Below are 19,926 nucleotides of genomic sequence, written 5' to 3' on the forward strand. Positions count from 1 at the left end.
ATTTAATCCTTTTTATAATTTTTTAGAAAGAAAACTTTTTATAAAGTTTAAAAAATAGCTTAATTGTTTTTATTTGAATATAAATAAATGGAATCATCAAAATAAAATAGAAAAATGAATATTTTTCAAGAATTCCATTGTATGTTAAACCTAAGTTTATAAAAAACATTCCAAAAACAAAAAAAGCAACACCAGGACAAATTAAAGAAAAAGATATAGCTGATTTTTCATTTGATTCTATAAACTTTTCAAAATATCCCATTTTTTTCATCACTGAATATCCCAAAACACCAAATATTATTTGTAAAGACAAAATAACAGAAGTTAGTACAAAAAGTGACGATTTATTTGTTAAAGTATGGAAATTGTGTTCTAATCCAAAAGTTACTCTAACAAAAGTAATTCCAAGAAGAGTTAAAATTGGAATAATAATCCACATTGATGGTGCAGTTTCAAGTCCAACACCGTGTTCAAACATATTTTTAAAACCTAAAATAAGTTTTAATACTATAAGAAGTATTGAAACTGAAGCAAAAAATATAGCAAAGAAAATACCGATTGCATTTATTACTATATTATGACTCATAGCTCCAGGAGCAGCAAATCCAACTGCAATCATTGATAATGCAAAAATTGAAATCATTTGTGTAAGATTATTGTTTTTTGTAAAGTCAAAATCACCTTTTATTAAAAGTCTTGAAAAATAATCAAAAAATATTTTTAAAGCATAATAACCATTTATAGCAAAACCTAAAAGTGCAAATGGAAATAAGTATTCAACTACACTCCATAAATTTGGCACAAAAACAGCACCTAAAACAAAAGATACATTAATTGTCATTGTATATGTCAAAGGTAAAGTCATAAGTGAAATTTGAGCATTTGAACCTAATAAATCTTCATAAGTTTTAGTTTTTTTATACATCAAATACTGTTTTGTATTCCAAATAAGTAATTTAAAATGTAAAAAAGCAAAAGCTAAAATAAAAACCAAAGAAAAAGCCACTACAAAAGATAACCAATTACCTTTAAATAAAGCTTCTATAACATATTCGTAAGTTGCCATTGGAGTATTTGGATGGGGAACTAAAAACATCAAATACATAAAAAATGAAACACTTAATCCTCCAGCTCCAAGAGCAGCTAAAAAACAAGTGGGAGAGAATTTTTCTCTTAATTGCATAAATAATTCCTTTATAAGATTTTGTGTATCTTATAAGAAATTATATTAAAAACTTATAAATATAGTATTATAAAATATTATATTTATAATAAGCTTTAGAGTTTACTTTGGAAGTTTTGAGCTAAGTTCTTTTACAGCAGAAAGTGATTCTTCATCACCTAAATCAGCAGCTTTTTGATACCATTTTATAGCTTCAGAAATATTTTTTCTTACACCAAGTCCTTCTTCATGCATTAAACCTAGATTGTAATAAGCATCAATATATCCTTTATCTGCTGCTTTTAAATACCATTTGATAGCTTCTACATAATCTTGTTTTACTCCATGACCTTCATGATACATATTTCCAACATTAAACAAACATTGTTCATCATTTAAATCAGCACATTTTTTATACCATTTAAACGCTTCTACTAAATTTGCATTTATACCTTTATGTTCTTGAACATTATCGTAAATAAAACCAAGAGACCAAATAGCATCAACATTGTTTTTGCTTGCCGCTTTTTCATAAAACTTTATGGCAGTAGGATAATCTTGTCTATCATAAGCATCTTGTCCTTTTACAAAATCTTCATCTCCAAAGTCATTTTGAGCAAATAAACTTAGACTTAAGAATAAAATAGTAAATAGCACTTTTTTCATTTTTTACCTTTTTTTATTTTAAAATAGGCAAAATTATATCATAAATAATGGATAAATAATGAAAACAAAAAATAAAGAAAAAATAGTTCTTTTTTATGATGAAGAGTGCCCATTTTGTAAAAATTATGCAAAATATTTGAAGTTAAAAGATAATTTTGATTTAGATATAAAAGATATTCGAATAAATATAAATAGTATAAAAGATAATACAAATTTGAATATAAATAATGGATTTATTGTTTTACATAAAAGTACATATTATCAAGGAACTAAAGCTTTAGAATTTTTAAATAGTGCTGTGAAAAAAAATACAATTCTTGGTAAATTGCATTTTTTATTTAAATATGATAATAAATTTTCAAGAATTTTATATAATATATTACTTTTTACAAGAAAAATTGTACTTTTCATTTTAAAAAAAGATAGTAAAATTTAACTATCTTTTAAAAGATTAAAGTATTCATTTCTAGTTATTTCAAAAGCACCTAAACTTGCTAAATGGTCATTATAAACTTGACAATCAATAATTTTTATTCCATTTTGTTTGGCTTGTTGACAAAGATGATAAAATGCAACCTTTGAAGTGTCAGGAACTAAAGAAAACATACTTTCTCCACAAAAAATATCACCGATTAAAACTCCATAAAGTCCACCAACTAATTCATCTTTTAAATAACACTCTATACTAAAAGCAATATCAAGTTCATGTAAATTTGTATATGCTTTAATAAATTCTTCACTTATCCAAGTACCATCTTCATGTTTTCTTTTTATTTTGGCACAAGATCTAATAACTTCTTCAAAATTTTCATTTGATTTTACGACAAATCCTTTGTTTGTTATTGATTTTCTAAGGCTTTTTGATACTTTAAAATTTTCTGGGTATAAAACCATTCTTTTTTGTGGGCTAAACCAATGAATATATCCTAAATCATCTATAAACCATGGAAAAATACCATTTTCATAGGCATTTAACAATCTTTGAGGATGAAAATCTCCACCAATAGCAACTAAATCATCATTCATCATATTTAAAGTTGGAAAATCAAATTTTTCTTCATCTAGCAAATAAATTTTATATTTTTTATCAATTAATTTCATATTTGTATTTTATTCAAAAAAATGTTAATATCCAAACTATTTTAAATAAAGAGAAATAATGTCAAATAGTTATAAAAGAGTAGATGCACACCTATCTAGTTTAGGATACTGTACAAGAAGTGAAGCAAAAAAATTTTTAAGAATGAATGAAATTTGTATAAATGATAACAGAGTTTATAATACTTCAATAAAAGCTTATCATGATGATATTAAAATAAATGGAGAAGTTTTAGATGATGAAACTTTACTTATATTATTAAATAAACCACAAGGTTATATCTGTTCTCATAATGATTCAGGAAAATTGATTTATTCTTTATTGCCTCAAAGATATAGTAGAAGAAATCCAAAAATTTCAACAATAGGAAGATTAGATATTGATACAACAGGAGTTATTCTTTTAACTGATGATGGAGTTTTGAGTCACAGATTAACAAGTCCCAAAAAAGATATTTCAAAGATTTATGAAGCGACTTTAGAAAAGCCGTTAAAAGGTGATGAAGTAGAAATCTTTGCAAGTGGAACTTTAATGTTAAATGGAGAAGAAAAACCTCTTCTTCCTGCTAAATTAGAAATTATTACTCCTACTTTTGTAAAAATTGAAATTGTTGAGGGAAAATATCATCAAGTAAAACGAATGTTCGCAGCAGTTTCTAATAAAGTGATAAAACTTCATAGAACAAAATTTGCAGATTTTGAGCTTGAAGACTTAAAAGAGGGTGAATTTAAGATTATAAAAATCTAAATAAAAAATTTAGATTTTATTCTTTTTTCAAGTTCACTTACAGATTCAATAGCATCTTTTGTATGATTTGAAAATCCCCAATTAACTAATACAGAATCAACTCCTGCATTTGTTGCTGCCATAATATCTTTGTGAGAATCACCAATAAGTTGGGCATTTTGTTTTTTTATTTGATGAATATCTAAAAGTTTATTTACCATTTCAGGATGTGGTTTTGGATTTTTTACATCGTTGTAACCTAAAATTGATGAAAAATAGTGATTTAATTCAAGATGACTTAACATTTTGTTTGCATAAATTGAATTTGCATTTGTTGCAACTGCTAAAGTGAAATCACTTTTTAAATCATCAAGTAGCTTTAATATACCATCATAAATAACTAAGTCAGTTAAACAGTGTTTATTATAATACTCTTCAAAAAGTTTTGCTTGTTGTTCTGTAAACTCTTTTGTTCCATAAAAAAATTCTGCAGAGTTTATCTTTGGATCATTTACATTTTCTAAAATATAATCTTTTTCTAATCTTTCAAATCCCAAATTTTCTCTTACATAATTTACTGTATTTGCAATAGCGAATCCACTATTTATAAGAGTTCCATCCATATCAAATATTATCAATTTCATTAAAATATTTCCTAAATTATTATTGAGTTGGCATTATAATATTAAAAATATAAGTTAAAAGTTAAAAATTTTTAGAAAATAGGATAAATTTTATCTTATTTTAATTTTTCTACTATTATAATTACACTCATAGGATATTTATATTAAATATTAAATCCTCCTTCTACTAAATAAATAATTTAGTATCCTATATTTGTGAAATAATTTGAATACGGGCTTTACAGTTTTTCCCTCTGTAAAGCCTTTTTTTTTGCTCAAATATAATCTTAAATTTATATACAAATCAATATAATATTACTTTATTTAGGAGTTTTTATGAAAAAATACATGCCTATTATTACTGTAGTTATTGTTGTTTCAATAATAGTAATAATCTTTTTATCAATGTCAAGTAGTAAACAAATGGTTGTTTTAAAAGAAGACAATATGTCTCAAGTTCCATTAGAAATTGTTTTAGGTAAATATCAAGATAGCGACTGTGGAATGATAATAAATAGTTTAGATTATGCTTCTCAAGTAGTTGCTCCAGATGGTAAAACTTGGTTTTTCCATGATCATGGTGGAATGGTAAATTGGCTAAAAAATAAACCTTTTAAAGATACAGCCAAAATTTGGGTTATGTCTAAAGATACAAAAAGATACATAGATGGTAGAAATGCTTGGTATAGTAGAACAGATGAAACTCCAATGAGATATGGATTTGGTGCTTATGAAGAGTTAAAAGATGGTTTAATATCTTTTGAAGAAGTACAATTAAGAGTTCTTAGAAATGAAACTTTAGCAAATCCAGCATATAGAAAAGAGTTAATTACTAAATAATGGAAGCAATTAGTATAATAACTATCATAAGTATTGCTTTTTTAGGTTCTTTTGGTCACTGTGTTGGAATGTGTGGTGGAATAGTAATAGCTTATTCAAGTACAAAAATAAAAAATGAATATTCAAAAAGAACTCAAACATTTGCACATTTATTATACTCATTTGGAAGAGTGACAACTTATATGATTTTGGGTGCCTTATTTGGTTTTGTTGGTGGTGTTGTAAGTTTTGATAATTTGACAAGTGGTATTTTACTATTAATTACAGGTGTTTTAATGGTTTTAGTTGGATTCTCACTTCTTGGGAAAATCAAATTTTTAACTATTTTAGAACACAGCTGTTCTAAATCACCACTTTATCAAAAAACTTTTAAGTCTCTTTTATCTTCAGAATCTTTATTTAGTTTTTATCTTTTAGGAATGTTAAATGGACTACTTCCTTGTGGTTTTGTATATGTTTTTGCAATAACAGCAGCTAGTACAGGAAGTGCATTTTGGGGTGCTTTTGTGATGTTTATTTTTGGATTAAGCACTATTCCAGCTCTTTTTTCTCTTGGATTTTTTATAGGATTATTTAAACAGTCAAATTTAAGAGATTTATTTATAAAAATAGCTTCTATCTTGGTAATAATTTTTGGTATTTATATAGCTTATAAAGGTTATGAATATATTATCGATCCTACAAAAACAATTTTAAATTGTCATATCTAATCAAATTATATTTTATAAAGGAGGAAAATGGTTATGAAAAGAAAAAAATATTTTAGTTTTTTTGGTATTTTGTCTGCTACAACAAATAGAAAACTTTTAAGCATTGGCTGTAGAATTAGCTCAATTTTGTCAAAAATGCCAGAAATCATAAAACAATTGTTAGAAAAACAATTAAAACCAATCAAACTATATTCAACAAATAACATAAAATAAATAATTAGGAAAATAAAAAATGAAAAAAATATCTACAAGCTTAGTTGCAAGCTTTTTTTTAGCAACAAACCTTTTCTCAACAGATACTTTAGAAACTATTACAGTTACTTCGTCTTTAATCAAGTCTGATGAATTAAATGCACCTTTTGCAACAGAAATCTATACAAAAAATGATATAGATAATTCAAAATCTAAAGATATATATGATTTTCTTTCTTCTCAAACTTCAGTTAATGTAGCACCATCATTTGGAAATAAATTTTCTCAATTAATCGATTTAAGAGGATATGGTATAAATGATGGATATCAAAATATTGTAGTTTTAGTAAATGGAAGAAGATTGAATAATGTTGATATGGTACCACAACTTTTAAGTGCAATTCCACTTGAAAGTATTGAAAGAATAGAAATTCTAAAAGGAACAGGTTCTGTAGCTTATGGAGATGGGGCAAATGCTGGAGTTATAAATATAATAACTGATAAAAAGAATAGTAATTATGTAAAAACATATTTTGGAAATAATGGAACAAAAAATGGAGTAATAAGCTTTGGATATGGAAATGAATATTTTATAGCAAATGCTTATATCGATTATACTTCTAGTGATGGTTCTATAGAAGACACAAATAATGATAAAGATGAAAATTATAATAAAAATAAAAACTTTAGTGTAATATTTACTCCAACAGAAAGTTTGGAATTAAACTTATCAAGAACTTATTCTAACATGAATATTAATTATGCAAATCCAATAAGCTTAGATCAATATAATAATAATCCAAATAAAACATCATCTTTTTCAGAACAATATTTTAGTTCTTATGTAACAAATGGTGGGTTTAAATATGATTTTAATGAAAATTTTTGGATAGATACTACATATAGTGATGAAGATAAATTTAGCAAATTTATTACTTGGAATAATGAATCAAAATATGATTATAAATCTTTTGCTTCAAAAATAAATTATAAAAATGATAAAGCAACAGTTGCAATAGGAGTTGATGGTTTTGATGGAGATAGAATATCTTCAAGTGATATAACGAATAAAACAAATAAGGCAGCTTTTGTCTCTACTGAGTATAGAATAATAGATGATTTGACTTTATCAGCAGGATTTAGAAGAGAAAATGTAGAATATGAATATAATCCAGAATCTGGCGCAAATCTTAAACAAGATGATTATATAAACGCTTATGATTTTGGAACAAATTATAGATTAAATGATACATCATCAATTTTTGCAAACTATAATAGAAGTTTTCAAGCACCAGATATTGATAGATTTTTTTATAAAGATTGGTCAAATAATGTTAGTTTTAATGGTTTTATTGAACCTACTAAAGTTCATAACTATACAATTGGATATAATAATATTCAAAAAAATAATAAACTAAAAATATCTTTATTTAGATCAGAATTAAAAAATGAGATATATTATGAACCAACTTCTTATAAAAATACTAATATTGATGAATCTCATAAATATGGAATAGAAATTTTTGATAAATTTAATATAAATGAAAACTTATATACTTCTATTAATTATTCATATATCATTGCAAAAATTGATAAAGAAAATGAAGCGAATGGGGCTTATGATGGTAAAAAATTGCCAGGAGTTTCAAAACATAATGCAACGGTAAATTTAGGTTATGAAATAAATAAAATAAATACAGTTTTATCTCATACTTATAGAAGTAGCACTTATGCTGCAAATGATTTTGAAAATAATTTCAATGAAAAACAAGAACATTATCACTCAACAGATTTAGCTGTATCTTATACTTATCAAAATATTGAGTTATTTGGAAAAGTACAAAATATATTTGATAGAAAAAATGGTTTATGGGTAGCTAATAATTGGGGAAGTAGTGATACAGTTTATCCAATAAACTTTGAAACGACTTTTTTTGCTGGTATGAAAGTAAATTTCTAACATGAAAAAACTCTTTTTTATAGTTTTATTTTCTATAAATTTATTTGCTGAGACTAGAGTAATAACTCTAAGTCCAGCAATAAATGAAATAGTATTTGCCTTAGATGAAGGAAAAAATGTAGTTGCAAATACAAAATTTTGTGATTTTCCTGAAGAATCAAAATCTATTCCTAAAATTGGAAGTTACAATAACATCTCTTTAGAAAAAGTATTGAAATTAAATCCTACAGTTGTAATAACTCAAAATTATGATGAGAAGTTAAATTCAAATTTAGAAGCTTTAAATATAAAACTTAAAGTGTATAAAACTGAGAGTTTAGCTGATATAAAATATTCAATAGAAAATTTAGGTGAATATTTCAATAAAATTGATAAAGCAAAAAAGTTAAATCAAAGTATAGATGAAGCTTTAAAAGAGTTAGAAAATATAGTAACAAATCAGAAAATTTTAATAGTTTTTAGTCCTCAACAAACACTATCAAATGATATTTATGTTGCAGGAAATTATGTTTATTTTGAAGATATTATAAATGCTAGTTCAAATAAAAACGCATATAAATCAGAGTCAAAAGCACAACCTGTATTAAATACAGAAAAAATTATAAATTTAAATCCCGATATAATAGTTTTATTAACTCCATTTTTAGAAGATAATAAAAATGAACAAGAAAATATTATAAACTTGTGGAGAAGTTTACCTATAAATGCAAGTAAAAATAGCAATATTTATACTATTGATAAGCTTTATGCTGGAATTTCTAGTCATAGAGTAGCACTATTTATAAAAGATTTTAAAAAGATTTTGGAAAATGTTAGAGATAAAAAATTATAGTAATTCAATTTTAAAAAATATATCATTTTTCCTAAATAATGATGAAAATCTATTAATATTAGGTGAAAATGGAGCTGGAAAATCAACTTTAGCAAAAGTTTTATCAAACCTTATTTCAAATAGTAGCGTTAAAATATTTGCAAAAGATTTATCAAAAGTAAGTAGTTTTAAAAGAGCAGAATATATAAATTATATTCCTCCAAAACTTTTTATTTTTGATGAATATATGACTGTAAAAGAGTTTTTAGAAAATTCTTTTATAAAAAATGTAGATAAATCTAAACTTGAAGATACTATAAATTTATTGAAACTAAAAGAATTAGAAAATAGATATTGTGCTATTTTAAGTTCTGGAGAAAAACAACTTTTATTAATGGCTAGTGCTATTTTACACGATGCACGAATAACTATTTTTGATGAATTAACTGCAAATTTAGACTTAAAAAGATTAAAAGATATTTATGATATTTTTGATTCAAATTTGTTAAAACAAAAAATTATTATAACTCATAATCTTGATTTAGCTTATGCTTTAAAGAGATATAAGATTTTATTTATAAAAGCTGGAGAAATCGATTTTTTTGGAACTCACGAAGAGTTCTTTAAAGATGAAAATCTATTGAAATTTTATAATAATTCAATCAAAAAAATGCAAAATCATTTGGTGGTAGATTTATGAAAGCTTTTTTATATATTTTAGGATTAATAATAATTTTTATATCACCATTTTTAGGTGAAACTCAAATAAATATAAAAGATATATTTGAGTTTTCAAATAGTTCAAATATGGTATTTTGGGATTTGAGAGTTGCAAGAGTGATTTTGGCTTTTTTTGTTGGTGGAATTTTAGCTTTAAGTGGATTGATTTTTCAAATTATTTTTAAAAATGAGTTAATTACGCCTTATACTTTAGGAATTGCAAGTGGAACTACACTTTTTACTGCTATTGGTATAATATTGTTACCTACAATGTATATTTTTATTTCTTCTATTTTAGGTTCACTTTTTACTATTTTAGTTTTATATATTATTTCAAAGATTATAAATAAAACTTCTATTGGAAGTTCGACAAATTCGATATTGTTAATAGGAATTGCTTTATCATATTTTTATGCTTCAGCTTTGATGTTAGTTTTTTATATGAGTAGTTTACAAGAAAATTATTCAATAGTTAGATTTACTCTTGGAAGTTTAGATACAGTTGGTTTTTCTAATAGTTTTGTAATCTTTTTTGTAAGTATAGTGTTTTATGTGATAATTTATTTATATAAAAATAAAATCAAACTTTTACTTATTTCAAATGATATGGCATTTTTAAAAGGCTTGAATGTTGATAAAACAAACTTAACTTTATTAGTCGTTGTATCTTTGTGTGTTGGTATAACTATTAGTTTCACAGGACCCATTGGCTTTATAGGACTTGTGATTCCTCATATTGTAAAAATAATTTATAAAAAAAGTGCAGAAAAACTTTTTTTTCCAACTTTCTTTTTTGGTGGAGTTTTTTTAGTTTTTAGTGATTTAATTTCAAGAAATTTAAATACAGATTCAACTTTACCTATTGGAGTTGTAACAGCTTTTATTGGAGCTCCATTTTTTATATATTTACTTATAAAAAGAGATAAAAAAATTTATTGATATTTTTTAGGATATTCAAAAGAAATAAGATTAGAATTCTTTTTTGATATATCTTTCCAATTTTTAACATCAAAATCTATTTCTACAATACCACAAGTTGGAATATTTTCAAAACTTTTATCTACTAAAAAATTTGTTAAATCACAAAGACCAGGATTATGTCCTATTAGGAATACTGTTTTATAGCTATGGGGAATATCTTTTATAACTTTTAAAAGATTTTCATAAGGTGCTTCATAAATAGATTCTTCAAACTTTACCTCATCGTTATAATTAAATTCTTTTATAAAATATTCTAAAGTTTGTTTTGTTCTAATTGAAGGTGATGATATTATCAAATCTGGTTTTATATTTTTTTCTTTTAAAACTTTTGCCATTAAAGGTGCATTTTTTTTGCCTTTTTTATTTAAAGGTCTTAAATAATCATCTAAAAATGGGTTCGACCAGTCAGATTTTGCATGTCTAATTAAAACTAATTTTTTCATTTTATAGCTTCTTTAAATTAATTGTTGTTTTACAAACTCTAAGTAGTGACCTTCTTTTTGTTCTAATTCTTTATGAGTTCCTTGTTGAACTAATTTCCCATCTTCAAGTACATAAACATAAGAAGCATTTTTAACTGTACTTAATCTATGAGCTATTGTAATAACAGTTTTATCTTTTAAAAACTCTTCTAAATCACTAAAAAGTTTTGTTTCTGTATGAACATCAAGTGCAGAAGTTGATTCATCAAATATTATTACATTTGGATTTGCTATTATCATTCTTGAAATAGATAATCTTTGTCGCTGACCTCCACTTAATCTAATTCCATATTTTCCAACAATAGTATCAAGTTTTTCACTCATATTAATAATTGTATCATAAAGTTGTGCTATTTTTAAAGCTTCATATATTTTTTCATCACTTATACTATCATCTCCCATAGTGATATTAAATCGTAAAGTATTATTAAATAATATAGGCATTTGTAAAACTAAAAAAATATTATCTCTTAAACTATGTTTATCTATTTCATCAACACTTATATTGTTATACAAAATATCTCCACTTGTTTTTGCATAAAATCCTGAAATTATTTGTGAAATTGTAGTTTTCCCACTCCCACTTGAACCAATTATTGCTATTTTTTCACCACTTTTTATATCAAAAGAGATATCTTTTAAAGTCTCTTTATCTTTTTTATATGAAAAAGATAAGTTTCTTATAGAAATATCTACTTTTTTACTATTTTTATCAAGTACTATTTTTCCAGTTTTTTCACACTCTAAATCTAAAATTTTATTTATTCTATTGATAGCAGCTTTTGCACTTGCAAGTGAGTATTGAATAGTTAATATATCTTGAATTGGAGTCATAATAAACCAAATATATCCAAACATTGCAAACATTAAACCAATTGATAAATCACTATATGCAACCATAATTAAACCAACACCTCTAAATATTTCAAAAGCAAATAAAAAAATAGTAAAAGAAAATCTTTCGTAAGCTACACTTTTATAGTTGAATTCATTTGAAGCTATTTGAATATCTTTTGCTTTTTTTATAGAGTTTTCAAAAAAGAAATTTTCTTTATTACTTGCTTTTATTTGCCCAAAAAGATCCAAAGTTTCATTTATATTATTTTGAAATAGTTCTATTGTTTTATTCTCTTCCTTTTTTAATTCTCCTGTCTTATTTACAATCTTTTTTGATAAAATCATAATAATTGGTTGAATAAATAAAATCATCAATCCTAAAATCAAATCTATTTTTATAATAACAATAGCAACAGCTAATAATGTTAGTGTTGAAGTTACAAGTTTACTTGAACTTGAAACTATAAAATTATCTAAAGTATTAACATCTGTTATCAAATTTGCAGCAATACTACCACTTCCTAAACTTTCATATTCATTCATATTTACTATTTTTAGATGATTTAAAAGTTTTTTTCGTATATTGAAAGTTACATATTTTGAAATCTTTGTAAATATTTTTGTTGTAATTACTCCTAAAAGCAAATGTGCAAATCTTAAAAATAAAACCATAAATGTTACAATTACAATATAATACAAAATAGATTCTATTCCTAAATCTTTTAAATTATTTACTATAAAAGCTGGTTTTTCAAGTAAAACTTCATCTACAAGTAAAGGCAAAAGTAGGGGAATTGGAATGCTTATTAAAATCGCAAATATTGTTATTATTTGTCCAAAAATTAGTGGTTTTTTATTTTCTAGTAAAAGTTTAAATATATATTTTAATGATATTTTCTTATTCATAATTTTTTTAGCCTATTTTTTAGTTTATTCTACGATTATTATACATTTCTTATGCTACAATTAAACAAAAAAAAGCGTTGGAAAGAGTTGAATTGATGAAAAAGATTTTTCTTATGGGATTGTTGGTTGCTGGTTTTGCTTTTGCAAAAGAGAATTATTCTGAGATGAGTACGCAAGAGTTAATAGAAATTATTGGTTTTGTAGATGAAAAAGACAAAAGTGCCTTTTTTAAAGAGTTGGATTTTAGGATTCCAAAAATGACTGTAAATGAAAAAACTCAATATGAAAAAAGATTAAATGAAGACAAAAACCCCAAAGAGAAGCAAATAGAAGATGAAGAGTAAAATATTATTATTAGAAGATGATTGTAACTTAAGTGAAACTGTAAGTGAATATTTACTCGATGAAGGTTTTGATGTAACTTGTGTTTATGATGGAGATGAAGCAATAGCATCTATTTATGAACATAATTATGATTTACTTTTACTTGATGTAAATGTACCAAATAAAAATGGATTTGATGTATTAAAAGAAGTTAGAGTTCAAAATGATACAGTTCCAGCTATTTTTATAACATCTTTAAATTCTGTAGATTCACTTGAAGAAGGATTTTCTAGCGGTTGTGATGATTATATTAGAAAACCTTTTGCTTTAAAAGAGCTTTTAATTCGTATTCAAACTTTATTAAAAAGAGAGTTTGTAAAAAAAGATGAAATAGTTATTACTCCAAATATAACTTTTGATGTAATTTCAAATGAATTAAAGTGTGACGGTGAAGAGATTAAACTTAATTTAAAAGAGTTAAAACTTTTAAAGATACTTTTACAACATCCAAATGAGCTTTTGCCACATGATAAAATATATAGTTATGTTTGGGAATATGATGAAGAGTATAGCGATAACTCTTTAAGAACTTATATTAAAAATCTTAGAAAAATATTAGGAAGTGAAAAAATTGTTAGCGTTAAGAAACTTGGATATAGATTTAACCAAGAGTGAAACTAGAACCCTTTTAGGATTTAGTCTTTTATACTCTTTTTTAGTTCTCGTTATTCTTTGTGTTATGTTTTTTTTATATTATCAGTTTCAAAAAAATTTAATGTTGCAAGAAAAAAGACAAATTCTACAAACTTATTCAAATAGTTTAATTTCAAATTTAAAAGAACTTCATATAAATATAGATAAAGACAATATTTATCCAAGAGATGAAAAATATAAATCTGCTATTTATGATAGTGATAAAAAAAAGATTTTTTCAACTTTACAATCACAAATAGTTAAATTAGATGATGTAATATATTTAAAAAATGACAAAATTCATTTTATAAAAGAACCAGAATCTTACTATTTGGGTTCAAAATATGTAGTTATAGAAATTCCTGATGATAATATTTGGTTTGAAAATATTAAATATAAGATGATAATATCTTTTTTCTGTGCATTTTTATTTATGATTTTTATAGGATATTTTATCTCTAAATTGTTTTTAAAACCAATGCGTGATGCTTTACATCTACTTGATAGATTTATAAAAGATACAACTCATGAACTAAATACTCCTGTAACTGCCATAATTACAAATATAGAAACAATAGATAAAAGTTTGTTAGATGATAAAACCTTACGAAAAATAAATAGAATAGAAATAGGAGCAAAAACTATTTCAAATATATATGAAGATTTGACTTTTGTTACTTTAAATAATCAAATAATTTCAAATAATGAAAATATAAATCTATCAAATATACTAAGACAAAGAGTTGATTTCTTTTTAAGTATTGCAAATATGAAAAAGATTAGATTTGAAACAAATATAAAAGATAATGTATTTATTTTCTGTGATGTTAAAAAAATATCAAAACTAATAGATAATTTACTTTCAAATGCAATTAAATACAATAAAAATTCTGGATTTATCAAAGTTATACTTGCTAAAAATAGTATGATAATTGAAGATAGTGGAAAAGGAATGAGTAGTGAAAATCTTGAAAACCTTTTTGATAGATATCAAAGATTTGATAAAAGTGTAGGTGGCTTTGGAATAGGCTTAAATATTGTATCTTTAATAGCAAAAGAGTATGATTTTAAAATAGATGTAACTTCACAATTAGGAGTTGGAACAAAGGTAAAAGTAAGATGGTAAGAGTTTTTTTTATTTGTAGTTTATTTATTATGTTTTTATTTGCAAAAGATGAAAAAAATATTTATGAGACAAATTGTGTGAAATGTCATAGTAGATTACCAGTATCAATTGATAAATATTTTTATAGATATTTATTAGAGTATAGTAGTGAAAGAGCTGTAAAAAAAGCTATGTTTGATTTTTTGAAAAATCCAAGTGCAGAAACTACAATTATGCCAGAATCATTTATCAAAAGATTTGGTGTAAAAAAGAAAACAAAACTTTCTGATGAAGAGCTGAATAGTGCTTTAGATAAGTATTGGGAAGAGTATAAAGTCTCTGGAAAATTGAAATAATTTTTCACAATAAATACACAATTTACATCTATTATTTTAAAGTTTTTTAATATAGAAAAAGGATATAAGAATGAAAAAGATTCTAGCAATGTTTTTAGTTTCTAGTTCTTTGGTTTTTGCAGACAATAACTCTATTGGTTTAGATACAGTTGTTGGAGCAACTCTTGGTGTTGCTATTGGGAATCAAATTGGAAGTGGAAATGGAAAAGATGTTGCAAAAGTAGCTGGTGGATTGTTAGGTGCAGTTATTGCAAATAATTCAAGAAATACAGCTCCGACAACATATTACAATAATAATTATCCAAATAATGGTTATAGTAATGGTGGAACAACTTATGTAAATAATAACTACTATTCTGAGCCATATTATAATCCACCTAGTTCACAAGTAACAATTATTTATAATGATCCATATCCTCCAAGATATTTTGGTCCTCCAATGGGATATTATAGACCTTATTATCCACCACATAGATTTGGTCACTATCCAAAAAAAGTTATTCATGGTGGGTTTTATTATGAAAGATAGGTTTGAGTTATAAACTCAAACCTTTTTTTATTTAAGAAGTTTTGAAACCATATCTTGATTTAGATTTGCTTGAGATATTCCTATTGAACCAGCAAGTGAGAAGATATTTTGTTTAGAAAAACTTGTTGAGTCTTTTGAATAATCTGCAAAAAGATTTGTTGTGTTTATTGTTGTTTCTCTTTTTGAAAGCAGATCTTTTCTTGTGTCTTCAAGCTTTTCTTGAGTCTGTTTAAAATCAGTTATATTGTCATCTACTTTTTTTATAGCATCATTTACATTCGTTAAAAAACTTTGTGCATCTTCAACACCAAAATTTGTCGGGTCTTGATTTACTAAAGTTGTAAGATTTAAACCTTGAGTATTTGATTGTAAAGATGGGATTTCTACAACTTGACCTTTTCCTAAACCAACTTGATAAGAAGTTGCTTGTGATGCTGAACTATCTGTTTGGCTATTTTGAAGTAAATTTTGACTATTAAAAGTTGTATTTTTTGCAATATCATCTAAATCTTTTAGTTTTATTTGAATATCTTTTAAAAGATTTTGTTTATCTTCACTATTTGTTAATTCTGTAGATTTTTGAAGTTTTTCTTTTATATTATTCAAAATCTCTGATTGTTTTTCCATTGCATTTGTTGTAGTTTGATTTGCGGCCATTGCTTGGTTTGTATTTTTAATCTCATTTTCATAGGTGTTAACAGCTCTTGTAGATAATTGAGGATTAATATTTATACTATAAGCTGAATTTTTTTCTTCAGTTCCATAAGAAGATGGATTTGCTAAAGTACGAGAAGCATTTATATATAAATCTTGATTTAAAGAGATAGAATCATTTATTTTCATAATAAACTCCTTTATCATAGTTATCCAATTTTAGCTTAAATATTATAAAATGTCACCATGATTATTTTAGATTTTGAAACAAATACAAACAATATTGGTGATGTTTTAGAAATAGCAGCGGTGAAAATTGATAAAAATTTTAATATTTTAGATAAATTTCATCGATATTATTTATCACGATTTCCTTTAAATTTTTATTCTTACGAAGTACATAGATTAACTCCTGAATTAATACTTGATTATAGAAAAGATAAAAATTATAGTTCATATTTTAGTGAAGATGAAGATTTTGAAAAGTTTTGTTATGAAAGTGAAACTTTAATTGCTCATAATATAAGCTTTGAATTACGACATATAAATAATAGAGTGAAATTTAAAAATTGCATTTGTACAATGAGCGAAAATAAAAACATTGTAAATGTTTTTGGGAAAAATGGACGAATAAAAAATCCAAAACTCGATGAAACTTGCAATTATTATGGAATTGAATTTGATGCTTCAAAATATCATAGTGCAACTTATGATGTGACAAAAACTTATGAAATTTTAAAAAGAATGAATATAAAACTATAAAAATAGTATTTATATTTCTATTCTATTTTTTCCTAACTTTTTTGCTTTATATAAAAGTTCATCTGCTCTAGTTATTATTTCTTGTATTGTTTCATTTAAAGTTGATTCAACTATACCAAAAGAACAAGTGATATTTATATTATTTTTATCCAAAATAAATCTTTTTTTGTTTATTTTTATTCTAATTCTATTTATAATATCTGTAGCTTCTTTTAAATTAGTTTTTGGTAGTAAAACTAAAAATTCATCTCCACCCCATCTGCAAATTGAATCATATCTTCTTAACTTTGTTTTTATATATTTTATTAACTCTCTTAATATAAAATCGCCAAAATCATGAAAATATGTATCATTTATGTTTTTAAAAAAATCAATATCAAAATATACTAAAGAAAAACTTGCTTCTTCTCTTTTCATTAAAAAGTACTCTTTTTCTAAGAGTTCTAGAAAAATTTCTCTGTTCCATGCAAGAGTAAGTTTATCTAATTGATTTTTTCTGAAATTGTATTTAAATATGATGTTATCTAGTTCATTTATAAAATCTTTATGTCTAATATATAAATCATCAAATAATTTTTCTTTTATAGTTTTATTATTTATATAGTTCATTAGTGTTTTATTTAATAATTTATGAAAGTATTCATGAGTATTTATCAATTTCTCAAAGTTTTCTTCTAAAGTTATATTTGGAAATGATTTTATAAAATCATTAAAAGGACAATTTTTTTGATTTAGATATTTTTCTATTTCTATTTCTTCTATATCGAGCTTACATATAATTTTTTTTAGTAGATTATTGTAAAAAAAAGAGTGTTTATCAACTAAATTTTTAGTTATTAATATAATATTTTCTATTTCATCTTCTGAGCAAGTATATATAGACATAAAAACATTCCCCTTATAAATATTTTGTTTAAAGCAAAAAAATTATGTTATTTAAAATAAAAGATTTGGTAAAATAGGCGGTTAAATGGCTATTGGAATCTTTAAATAATATTATTTAATAATGAACATAATAGCAATTTTTTACGTTAAAGTCAATAAAACTAGAATAAAATTACCATAAAGAAAAAATGAAATGTTACATTTAAGATTAAAAGAAGCAAGAGAAAAAGCGGGATTGACTCTCGAAGAATTATCTAAAAGAGTTAATATTTCAAAAAGAACTCTTCAAAATTATGAATCAAATAAGAACGAACCAACTGTAAGTATAGTTAGTAAAATAGCAAAATATTGCTTTGTTGATGAAATATATTTGCTTACAGGAAATGATGATATAGAAATAAATTACGAAAAAGAGATTTTAAAAATATTAAATAATGCAACAAAAGAGGAAAAAGCCTATATTTACTATTTAATTAAAATAGAACACATTAGAAATAAAATATTTTAAAATATTTTATTTCCTAAAATTTTTATTAGAATCTCTTTTTGTTATTTTTCTTTTTTTTGTTGATGTTTTAGCTGTTTTATTTTGTTCTTTTGCTTTAGATTCTGCTTTTCTTTGACTCAATGGTTTTGGTCTTGCTTTAAAAAGTCTTGGTTTTTTTTCTGTTGCTTCAAAACCTTCAACTTCAATTCTTGGAATATTTATAATCAACTCTTTTTCTATTTCAATCATAAATTTATAATCTTTTACACTTAAAAGTGTGATTGCTGTTCCAGCATTTCCAGCTCGTCCAGTTCTTCCAATTCTATGAGTATAGTCAGTTATTGTTTCAGGTAAAGCAAAATTTACAACTACTGGTAAAAGTTCTATATCAATTCCACGTGCGGCTATATCTGTTGCAACTAAAACTCTAATATCACCTGATTTGAATTTTCTTAAAGCTTTTGCACGTGCTGTTTGTCTAATATCTCCATGAATACATTCAGCAGGAAGACCATCAAGATTTAGATGAGCTACTAAATCATCAGCTTCTTTTTTCATATTAACAAAAACTAAAACTTGTGAATAGTTTCTTGAACCAATCAAATAAGATAATAGTTCAGCCTTTTTATCTTCATCAACTAATACTATTTGTTGGTCAATGATTTTTACACTTGAACGTTGTTTTGCTACTTCGATAACTACAGGATCAGATAAAAACTCTTTTGCAAGTTTTTTTACATTTTGATTTAAGGTTGCACTAAACATCATAATTTGTCTATTTTGTCCGATATTTGGTAAAATTTTCTCTAAATCTTCTAAAAATCCCATATCAAGCATAGTATCAACTTCATCAATCACAACTGTCGTTACACTTGATAAATTAACATTTTTATTTTTAATATGTTCTAACAATCTTCCTGAAGTTGAAACTAAAATATCAATTCCATTTGATAACTTTTTTTCTTGTTCTTTCGATGAAACACCACCAAAAATAGCTAGTCTTTTAATATCTAAATATTTTGCATAATCATCAATAACTTTTCCTATTTGAGTTGCTAACTCTCTTGTAGGAACTAATATCAAAGTTCTTAAAATAGGTAATTCATTTGTCTGTTTTTGTTCTATTAACTCTTCTAAAATCGGTAATAAAAAAGCAGCAGTTTTACCTGTACCACTTTGTGCAGCAGCTATAATATCTCTTTTTTTTAAAGCAATTGGAATTACTTTTTTTTGAATATCTGTTGGTTCTTTGTAATCTAATTCTTCAATAGCTTTTAATACATTTTTATTTAATTCTAATGATGCAAAAGTTTTTATAAGAGATCCTTTTAATCTTAATTTTCTTAGATTATATCTAAAAAGATATTAGTACTAAATTTTAAAATTTTTATAGAAAAATATAATTTAGTAGATTTT

Annotated in this window: 25 protein-coding genes; 16 read left to right on the top strand and 9 right to left on the bottom strand. The window is 24.3% G+C overall.

What is annotated here, in order from left to right:
• Positions 1-22: 22 nt before the first annotated feature.
• On the bottom strand, positions 23-1,183 hold the full coding sequence (locus CKV87_RS05475) for a TsoY family (seleno)protein (RefSeq protein ID WP_012012795.1): 1,161 nt from the start codon (positions 1,181-1,183) through the stop codon (positions 23-25).
• 102 nt (positions 1,184-1,285) lie between these two features.
• Positions 1,286-1,828, bottom strand: a complete 543-nt coding sequence (locus CKV87_RS05480; RefSeq protein WP_012012796.1) for a tetratricopeptide repeat protein — start codon at positions 1,826-1,828, stop codon at positions 1,286-1,288.
• 58 nt (positions 1,829-1,886) lie between these two features.
• On the opposite strand from CKV87_RS05480, the gene CKV87_RS05485 reads away from it, so the two are divergent.
• Positions 1,887-2,264 (top strand): DCC1-like thiol-disulfide oxidoreductase family protein, encoded by a 378-nt coding sequence (locus CKV87_RS05485; RefSeq protein ID WP_020847873.1) that lies wholly within the window; start codon positions 1,887-1,889, stop codon positions 2,262-2,264.
• On the opposite strand, the gene aat is transcribed toward CKV87_RS05485, so the two are convergent.
• Entirely contained in the window at positions 2,261-2,929 is a 669-nt protein-coding gene (gene aat, locus CKV87_RS05490; RefSeq protein ID WP_012012798.1) for a leucyl/phenylalanyl-tRNA--protein transferase, read from the bottom strand. The genes CKV87_RS05485 and aat overlap by 4 nt on opposite strands.
• 58 nt (positions 2,930-2,987) lie before the next feature.
• Between aat and CKV87_RS05495 the strand changes: the two genes are divergently transcribed.
• Positions 2,988-3,674 (top strand): pseudouridine synthase, encoded by a 687-nt coding sequence (locus tag CKV87_RS05495; protein WP_012012799.1) that lies wholly within the window; start codon positions 2,988-2,990, stop codon positions 3,672-3,674.
• On the opposite strand, the gene CKV87_RS05500 is transcribed toward CKV87_RS05495, so the two are convergent.
• A complete protein-coding gene (locus CKV87_RS05500; RefSeq protein WP_012012800.1) occupies positions 3,671-4,297 on the bottom strand; it encodes an HAD family hydrolase in 627 nt (208 codons plus the stop codon). The two genes, CKV87_RS05495 and CKV87_RS05500, sit on opposite strands and share 4 nt — an antisense overlap.
• 315 nt (positions 4,298-4,612) lie before the next feature.
• On the opposite strand from CKV87_RS05500, the gene CKV87_RS05505 reads away from it, so the two are divergent.
• From CKV87_RS05505 to CKV87_RS05535, 7 genes are read left to right on the top strand one after another with little or no spacing between them, the layout of a single operon-like run.
• Complete coding sequence (locus tag CKV87_RS05505; protein ID WP_012012801.1) at positions 4,613-5,116, top strand: hypothetical protein; 504 nt, start codon at positions 4,613-4,615, stop codon at positions 5,114-5,116.
• Entirely contained in the window at positions 5,116-5,826 is a 711-nt protein-coding gene (locus tag CKV87_RS05510) for a sulfite exporter TauE/SafE family protein (protein WP_012012802.1), read from the top strand. The genes CKV87_RS05505 and CKV87_RS05510 overlap by 1 nt, the downstream gene beginning before the upstream one ends.
• A gap of 33 nt (positions 5,827-5,859) precedes the next feature.
• On the top strand, positions 5,860-6,039 hold the full coding sequence (locus CKV87_RS05515) for a hypothetical protein (protein ID WP_020847880.1): 180 nt from the start codon (positions 5,860-5,862) through the stop codon (positions 6,037-6,039).
• A gap of 19 nt (positions 6,040-6,058) precedes the next feature.
• Positions 6,059-7,978 carry a TonB-dependent receptor gene (locus CKV87_RS05520; RefSeq protein WP_012012804.1) on the top strand — a complete coding sequence of 640 codons (1,920 nt, stop codon included), beginning with the start codon at positions 6,059-6,061 and terminating at the stop codon, positions 7,976-7,978.
• Between the two features lies 1 nt (position 7,979).
• Positions 7,980-8,810, top strand: coding sequence for an ABC transporter substrate-binding protein (locus tag CKV87_RS05525; protein ID WP_012012805.1), 831 nt, complete (start codon positions 7,980-7,982; stop codon positions 8,808-8,810).
• Positions 8,788-9,489 carry an ATP-binding cassette domain-containing protein gene (locus CKV87_RS05530; RefSeq protein ID WP_012012806.1) on the top strand — a complete coding sequence of 234 codons (702 nt, stop codon included), beginning with the start codon at positions 8,788-8,790 and terminating at the stop codon, positions 9,487-9,489. The genes CKV87_RS05525 and CKV87_RS05530 overlap by 23 nt, the downstream gene beginning before the upstream one ends.
• Complete coding sequence (locus CKV87_RS05535; RefSeq protein ID WP_012012807.1) at positions 9,486-10,448, top strand: FecCD family ABC transporter permease; 963 nt, start codon at positions 9,486-9,488, stop codon at positions 10,446-10,448. The genes CKV87_RS05530 and CKV87_RS05535 overlap by 4 nt, the downstream gene beginning before the upstream one ends.
• Here the strand turns inward: CKV87_RS05535 and CKV87_RS05540 are convergent.
• Positions 10,442-10,933, bottom strand: coding sequence for a SixA phosphatase family protein (locus CKV87_RS05540; protein WP_012012808.1), 492 nt, complete (start codon positions 10,931-10,933; stop codon positions 10,442-10,444). The genes CKV87_RS05535 and CKV87_RS05540 overlap by 7 nt on opposite strands.
• Positions 10,934-10,945: 12 nt before the next feature.
• A complete protein-coding gene (locus CKV87_RS05545) occupies positions 10,946-12,715 on the bottom strand; it encodes an ABC transporter ATP-binding protein (protein WP_012012809.1) in 1,770 nt (589 codons plus the stop codon).
• A gap of 95 nt (positions 12,716-12,810) precedes the next feature.
• Between CKV87_RS05545 and CKV87_RS05550 the strand changes: the two genes are divergently transcribed.
• From CKV87_RS05550 to CKV87_RS05570, 5 genes are all read left to right on the top strand, one after another.
• The gene (locus CKV87_RS05550) at positions 12,811-13,059 is read left to right on the top strand and encodes a DUF1104 domain-containing protein (RefSeq protein WP_012012810.1); all 249 of its coding nucleotides are present in this window, start codon (positions 12,811-12,813) and stop codon (positions 13,057-13,059) included.
• Entirely contained in the window at positions 13,049-13,714 is a 666-nt protein-coding gene (locus CKV87_RS05555; protein WP_012012811.1) for a response regulator transcription factor, read from the top strand. Before CKV87_RS05550 ends, CKV87_RS05555 begins: the two co-directional genes overlap by 11 nt.
• A gap of 100 nt (positions 13,715-13,814) precedes the next feature.
• Positions 13,815-14,858 (top strand): sensor histidine kinase, encoded by a 1,044-nt coding sequence (locus tag CKV87_RS05560; RefSeq protein WP_014468712.1) that lies wholly within the window; start codon positions 13,815-13,817, stop codon positions 14,856-14,858.
• On the top strand, positions 14,852-15,193 hold the full coding sequence (locus CKV87_RS05565) for a hypothetical protein (RefSeq protein WP_012012813.1): 342 nt from the start codon (positions 14,852-14,854) through the stop codon (positions 15,191-15,193). Before CKV87_RS05560 ends, CKV87_RS05565 begins: the two co-directional genes overlap by 7 nt.
• Positions 15,194-15,263: 70 nt before the next feature.
• Positions 15,264-15,722, top strand: a complete 459-nt coding sequence (locus CKV87_RS05570) for a glycine zipper 2TM domain-containing protein (RefSeq protein WP_012012814.1) — start codon at positions 15,264-15,266, stop codon at positions 15,720-15,722.
• Between the two features lie 27 nt (positions 15,723-15,749).
• On the opposite strand, the gene CKV87_RS05575 is transcribed toward CKV87_RS05570, so the two are convergent.
• On the bottom strand, positions 15,750-16,565 hold the full coding sequence (locus CKV87_RS05575; protein WP_012012815.1) for a flagellin N-terminal helical domain-containing protein: 816 nt from the start codon (positions 16,563-16,565) through the stop codon (positions 15,750-15,752).
• Positions 16,566-16,622: 57 nt separating this feature from the next.
• On the opposite strand from CKV87_RS05575, the gene CKV87_RS05580 reads away from it, so the two are divergent.
• Positions 16,623-17,138 (top strand): 3'-5' exonuclease, encoded by a 516-nt coding sequence (locus tag CKV87_RS05580; protein ID WP_004509300.1) that lies wholly within the window; start codon positions 16,623-16,625, stop codon positions 17,136-17,138.
• Between the two features lie 9 nt (positions 17,139-17,147).
• Here the strand turns inward: CKV87_RS05580 and CKV87_RS05585 are convergent, their stop codons facing one another.
• Positions 17,148-18,023, bottom strand: a complete 876-nt coding sequence (locus tag CKV87_RS05585; protein WP_012012816.1) for a GGDEF domain-containing protein — start codon at positions 18,021-18,023, stop codon at positions 17,148-17,150.
• Between the two features lie 193 nt (positions 18,024-18,216).
• On the opposite strand from CKV87_RS05585, the gene CKV87_RS05590 reads away from it, so the two are divergent.
• Entirely contained in the window at positions 18,217-18,531 is a 315-nt protein-coding gene (locus tag CKV87_RS05590) for a helix-turn-helix domain-containing protein (protein WP_012012817.1), read from the top strand.
• 6 nt (positions 18,532-18,537) lie between these two features.
• On the opposite strand, the gene CKV87_RS05595 is transcribed toward CKV87_RS05590, so the two are convergent.
• A complete protein-coding gene (locus tag CKV87_RS05595) occupies positions 18,538-19,827 on the bottom strand; it encodes a DEAD/DEAH box helicase (RefSeq protein ID WP_041644929.1) in 1,290 nt (429 codons plus the stop codon).
• Positions 19,828-19,926: the final 99 nt, after the last annotated feature.

Source organism: Aliarcobacter butzleri, from assembly GCF_900187115.1.
GTDB lineage: Bacteria > Campylobacterota > Campylobacteria > Campylobacterales > Arcobacteraceae > Aliarcobacter > Aliarcobacter butzleri.

Excerpts from the sequence above, each read along its gene's own strand:
- CKV87_RS05475 (WP_012012795.1), bottom strand. The coding sequence starts at position 1,183 with ATGCAATTAAGAGAAAAATTCTCTCCCACTTGTTTTTTAGCTGCTCTT.
- CKV87_RS05480 (WP_012012796.1), bottom strand. The coding sequence starts at position 1,828 with ATGAAAAAAGTGCTATTTACTATTTTATTCTTAAGTCTAAGTTTATTT.
- CKV87_RS05485 (WP_020847873.1), top strand. The coding sequence starts at position 1,887 with ATGAAAACAAAAAATAAAGAAAAAATAGTTCTTTTTTATGATGAAGAG.
- aat (WP_012012798.1), bottom strand. The coding sequence starts at position 2,929 with ATGAAATTAATTGATAAAAAATATAAAATTTATTTGCTAGATGAAGAA.
- CKV87_RS05495 (WP_012012799.1), top strand. The coding sequence starts at position 2,988 with ATGTCAAATAGTTATAAAAGAGTAGATGCACACCTATCTAGTTTAGGA.
- CKV87_RS05500 (WP_012012800.1), bottom strand. The coding sequence starts at position 4,297 with ATGAAATTGATAATATTTGATATGGATGGAACTCTTATAAATAGTGGA.
- CKV87_RS05505 (WP_012012801.1), top strand. The coding sequence starts at position 4,613 with ATGAAAAAATACATGCCTATTATTACTGTAGTTATTGTTGTTTCAATA.
- CKV87_RS05510 (WP_012012802.1), top strand. The coding sequence starts at position 5,116 with ATGGAAGCAATTAGTATAATAACTATCATAAGTATTGCTTTTTTAGGT.
- CKV87_RS05515 (WP_020847880.1), top strand. The coding sequence starts at position 5,860 with ATGAAAAGAAAAAAATATTTTAGTTTTTTTGGTATTTTGTCTGCTACA.
- CKV87_RS05520 (WP_012012804.1), top strand. The coding sequence starts at position 6,059 with ATGAAAAAAATATCTACAAGCTTAGTTGCAAGCTTTTTTTTAGCAACA.
- CKV87_RS05525 (WP_012012805.1), top strand. The coding sequence starts at position 7,980 with ATGAAAAAACTCTTTTTTATAGTTTTATTTTCTATAAATTTATTTGCT.
- CKV87_RS05530 (WP_012012806.1), top strand. The coding sequence starts at position 8,788 with ATGTTAGAGATAAAAAATTATAGTAATTCAATTTTAAAAAATATATCA.
- CKV87_RS05535 (WP_012012807.1), top strand. The coding sequence starts at position 9,486 with ATGAAAGCTTTTTTATATATTTTAGGATTAATAATAATTTTTATATCA.
- CKV87_RS05540 (WP_012012808.1), bottom strand. The coding sequence starts at position 10,933 with ATGAAAAAATTAGTTTTAATTAGACATGCAAAATCTGACTGGTCGAAC.
- CKV87_RS05545 (WP_012012809.1), bottom strand. The coding sequence starts at position 12,715 with ATGAATAAGAAAATATCATTAAAATATATATTTAAACTTTTACTAGAA.
- CKV87_RS05550 (WP_012012810.1), top strand. The coding sequence starts at position 12,811 with ATGAAAAAGATTTTTCTTATGGGATTGTTGGTTGCTGGTTTTGCTTTT.
- CKV87_RS05555 (WP_012012811.1), top strand. The coding sequence starts at position 13,049 with ATGAAGAGTAAAATATTATTATTAGAAGATGATTGTAACTTAAGTGAA.
- CKV87_RS05560 (WP_014468712.1), top strand. The coding sequence starts at position 13,815 with ATGTTGCAAGAAAAAAGACAAATTCTACAAACTTATTCAAATAGTTTA.
- CKV87_RS05565 (WP_012012813.1), top strand. The coding sequence starts at position 14,852 with ATGGTAAGAGTTTTTTTTATTTGTAGTTTATTTATTATGTTTTTATTT.
- CKV87_RS05570 (WP_012012814.1), top strand. The coding sequence starts at position 15,264 with ATGAAAAAGATTCTAGCAATGTTTTTAGTTTCTAGTTCTTTGGTTTTT.
- CKV87_RS05575 (WP_012012815.1), bottom strand. The coding sequence starts at position 16,565 with ATGAAAATAAATGATTCTATCTCTTTAAATCAAGATTTATATATAAAT.
- CKV87_RS05580 (WP_004509300.1), top strand. The coding sequence starts at position 16,623 with ATGATTATTTTAGATTTTGAAACAAATACAAACAATATTGGTGATGTT.
- CKV87_RS05585 (WP_012012816.1), bottom strand. The coding sequence starts at position 18,023 with ATGTCTATATATACTTGCTCAGAAGATGAAATAGAAAATATTATATTA.
- CKV87_RS05590 (WP_012012817.1), top strand. The coding sequence starts at position 18,217 with ATGTTACATTTAAGATTAAAAGAAGCAAGAGAAAAAGCGGGATTGACT.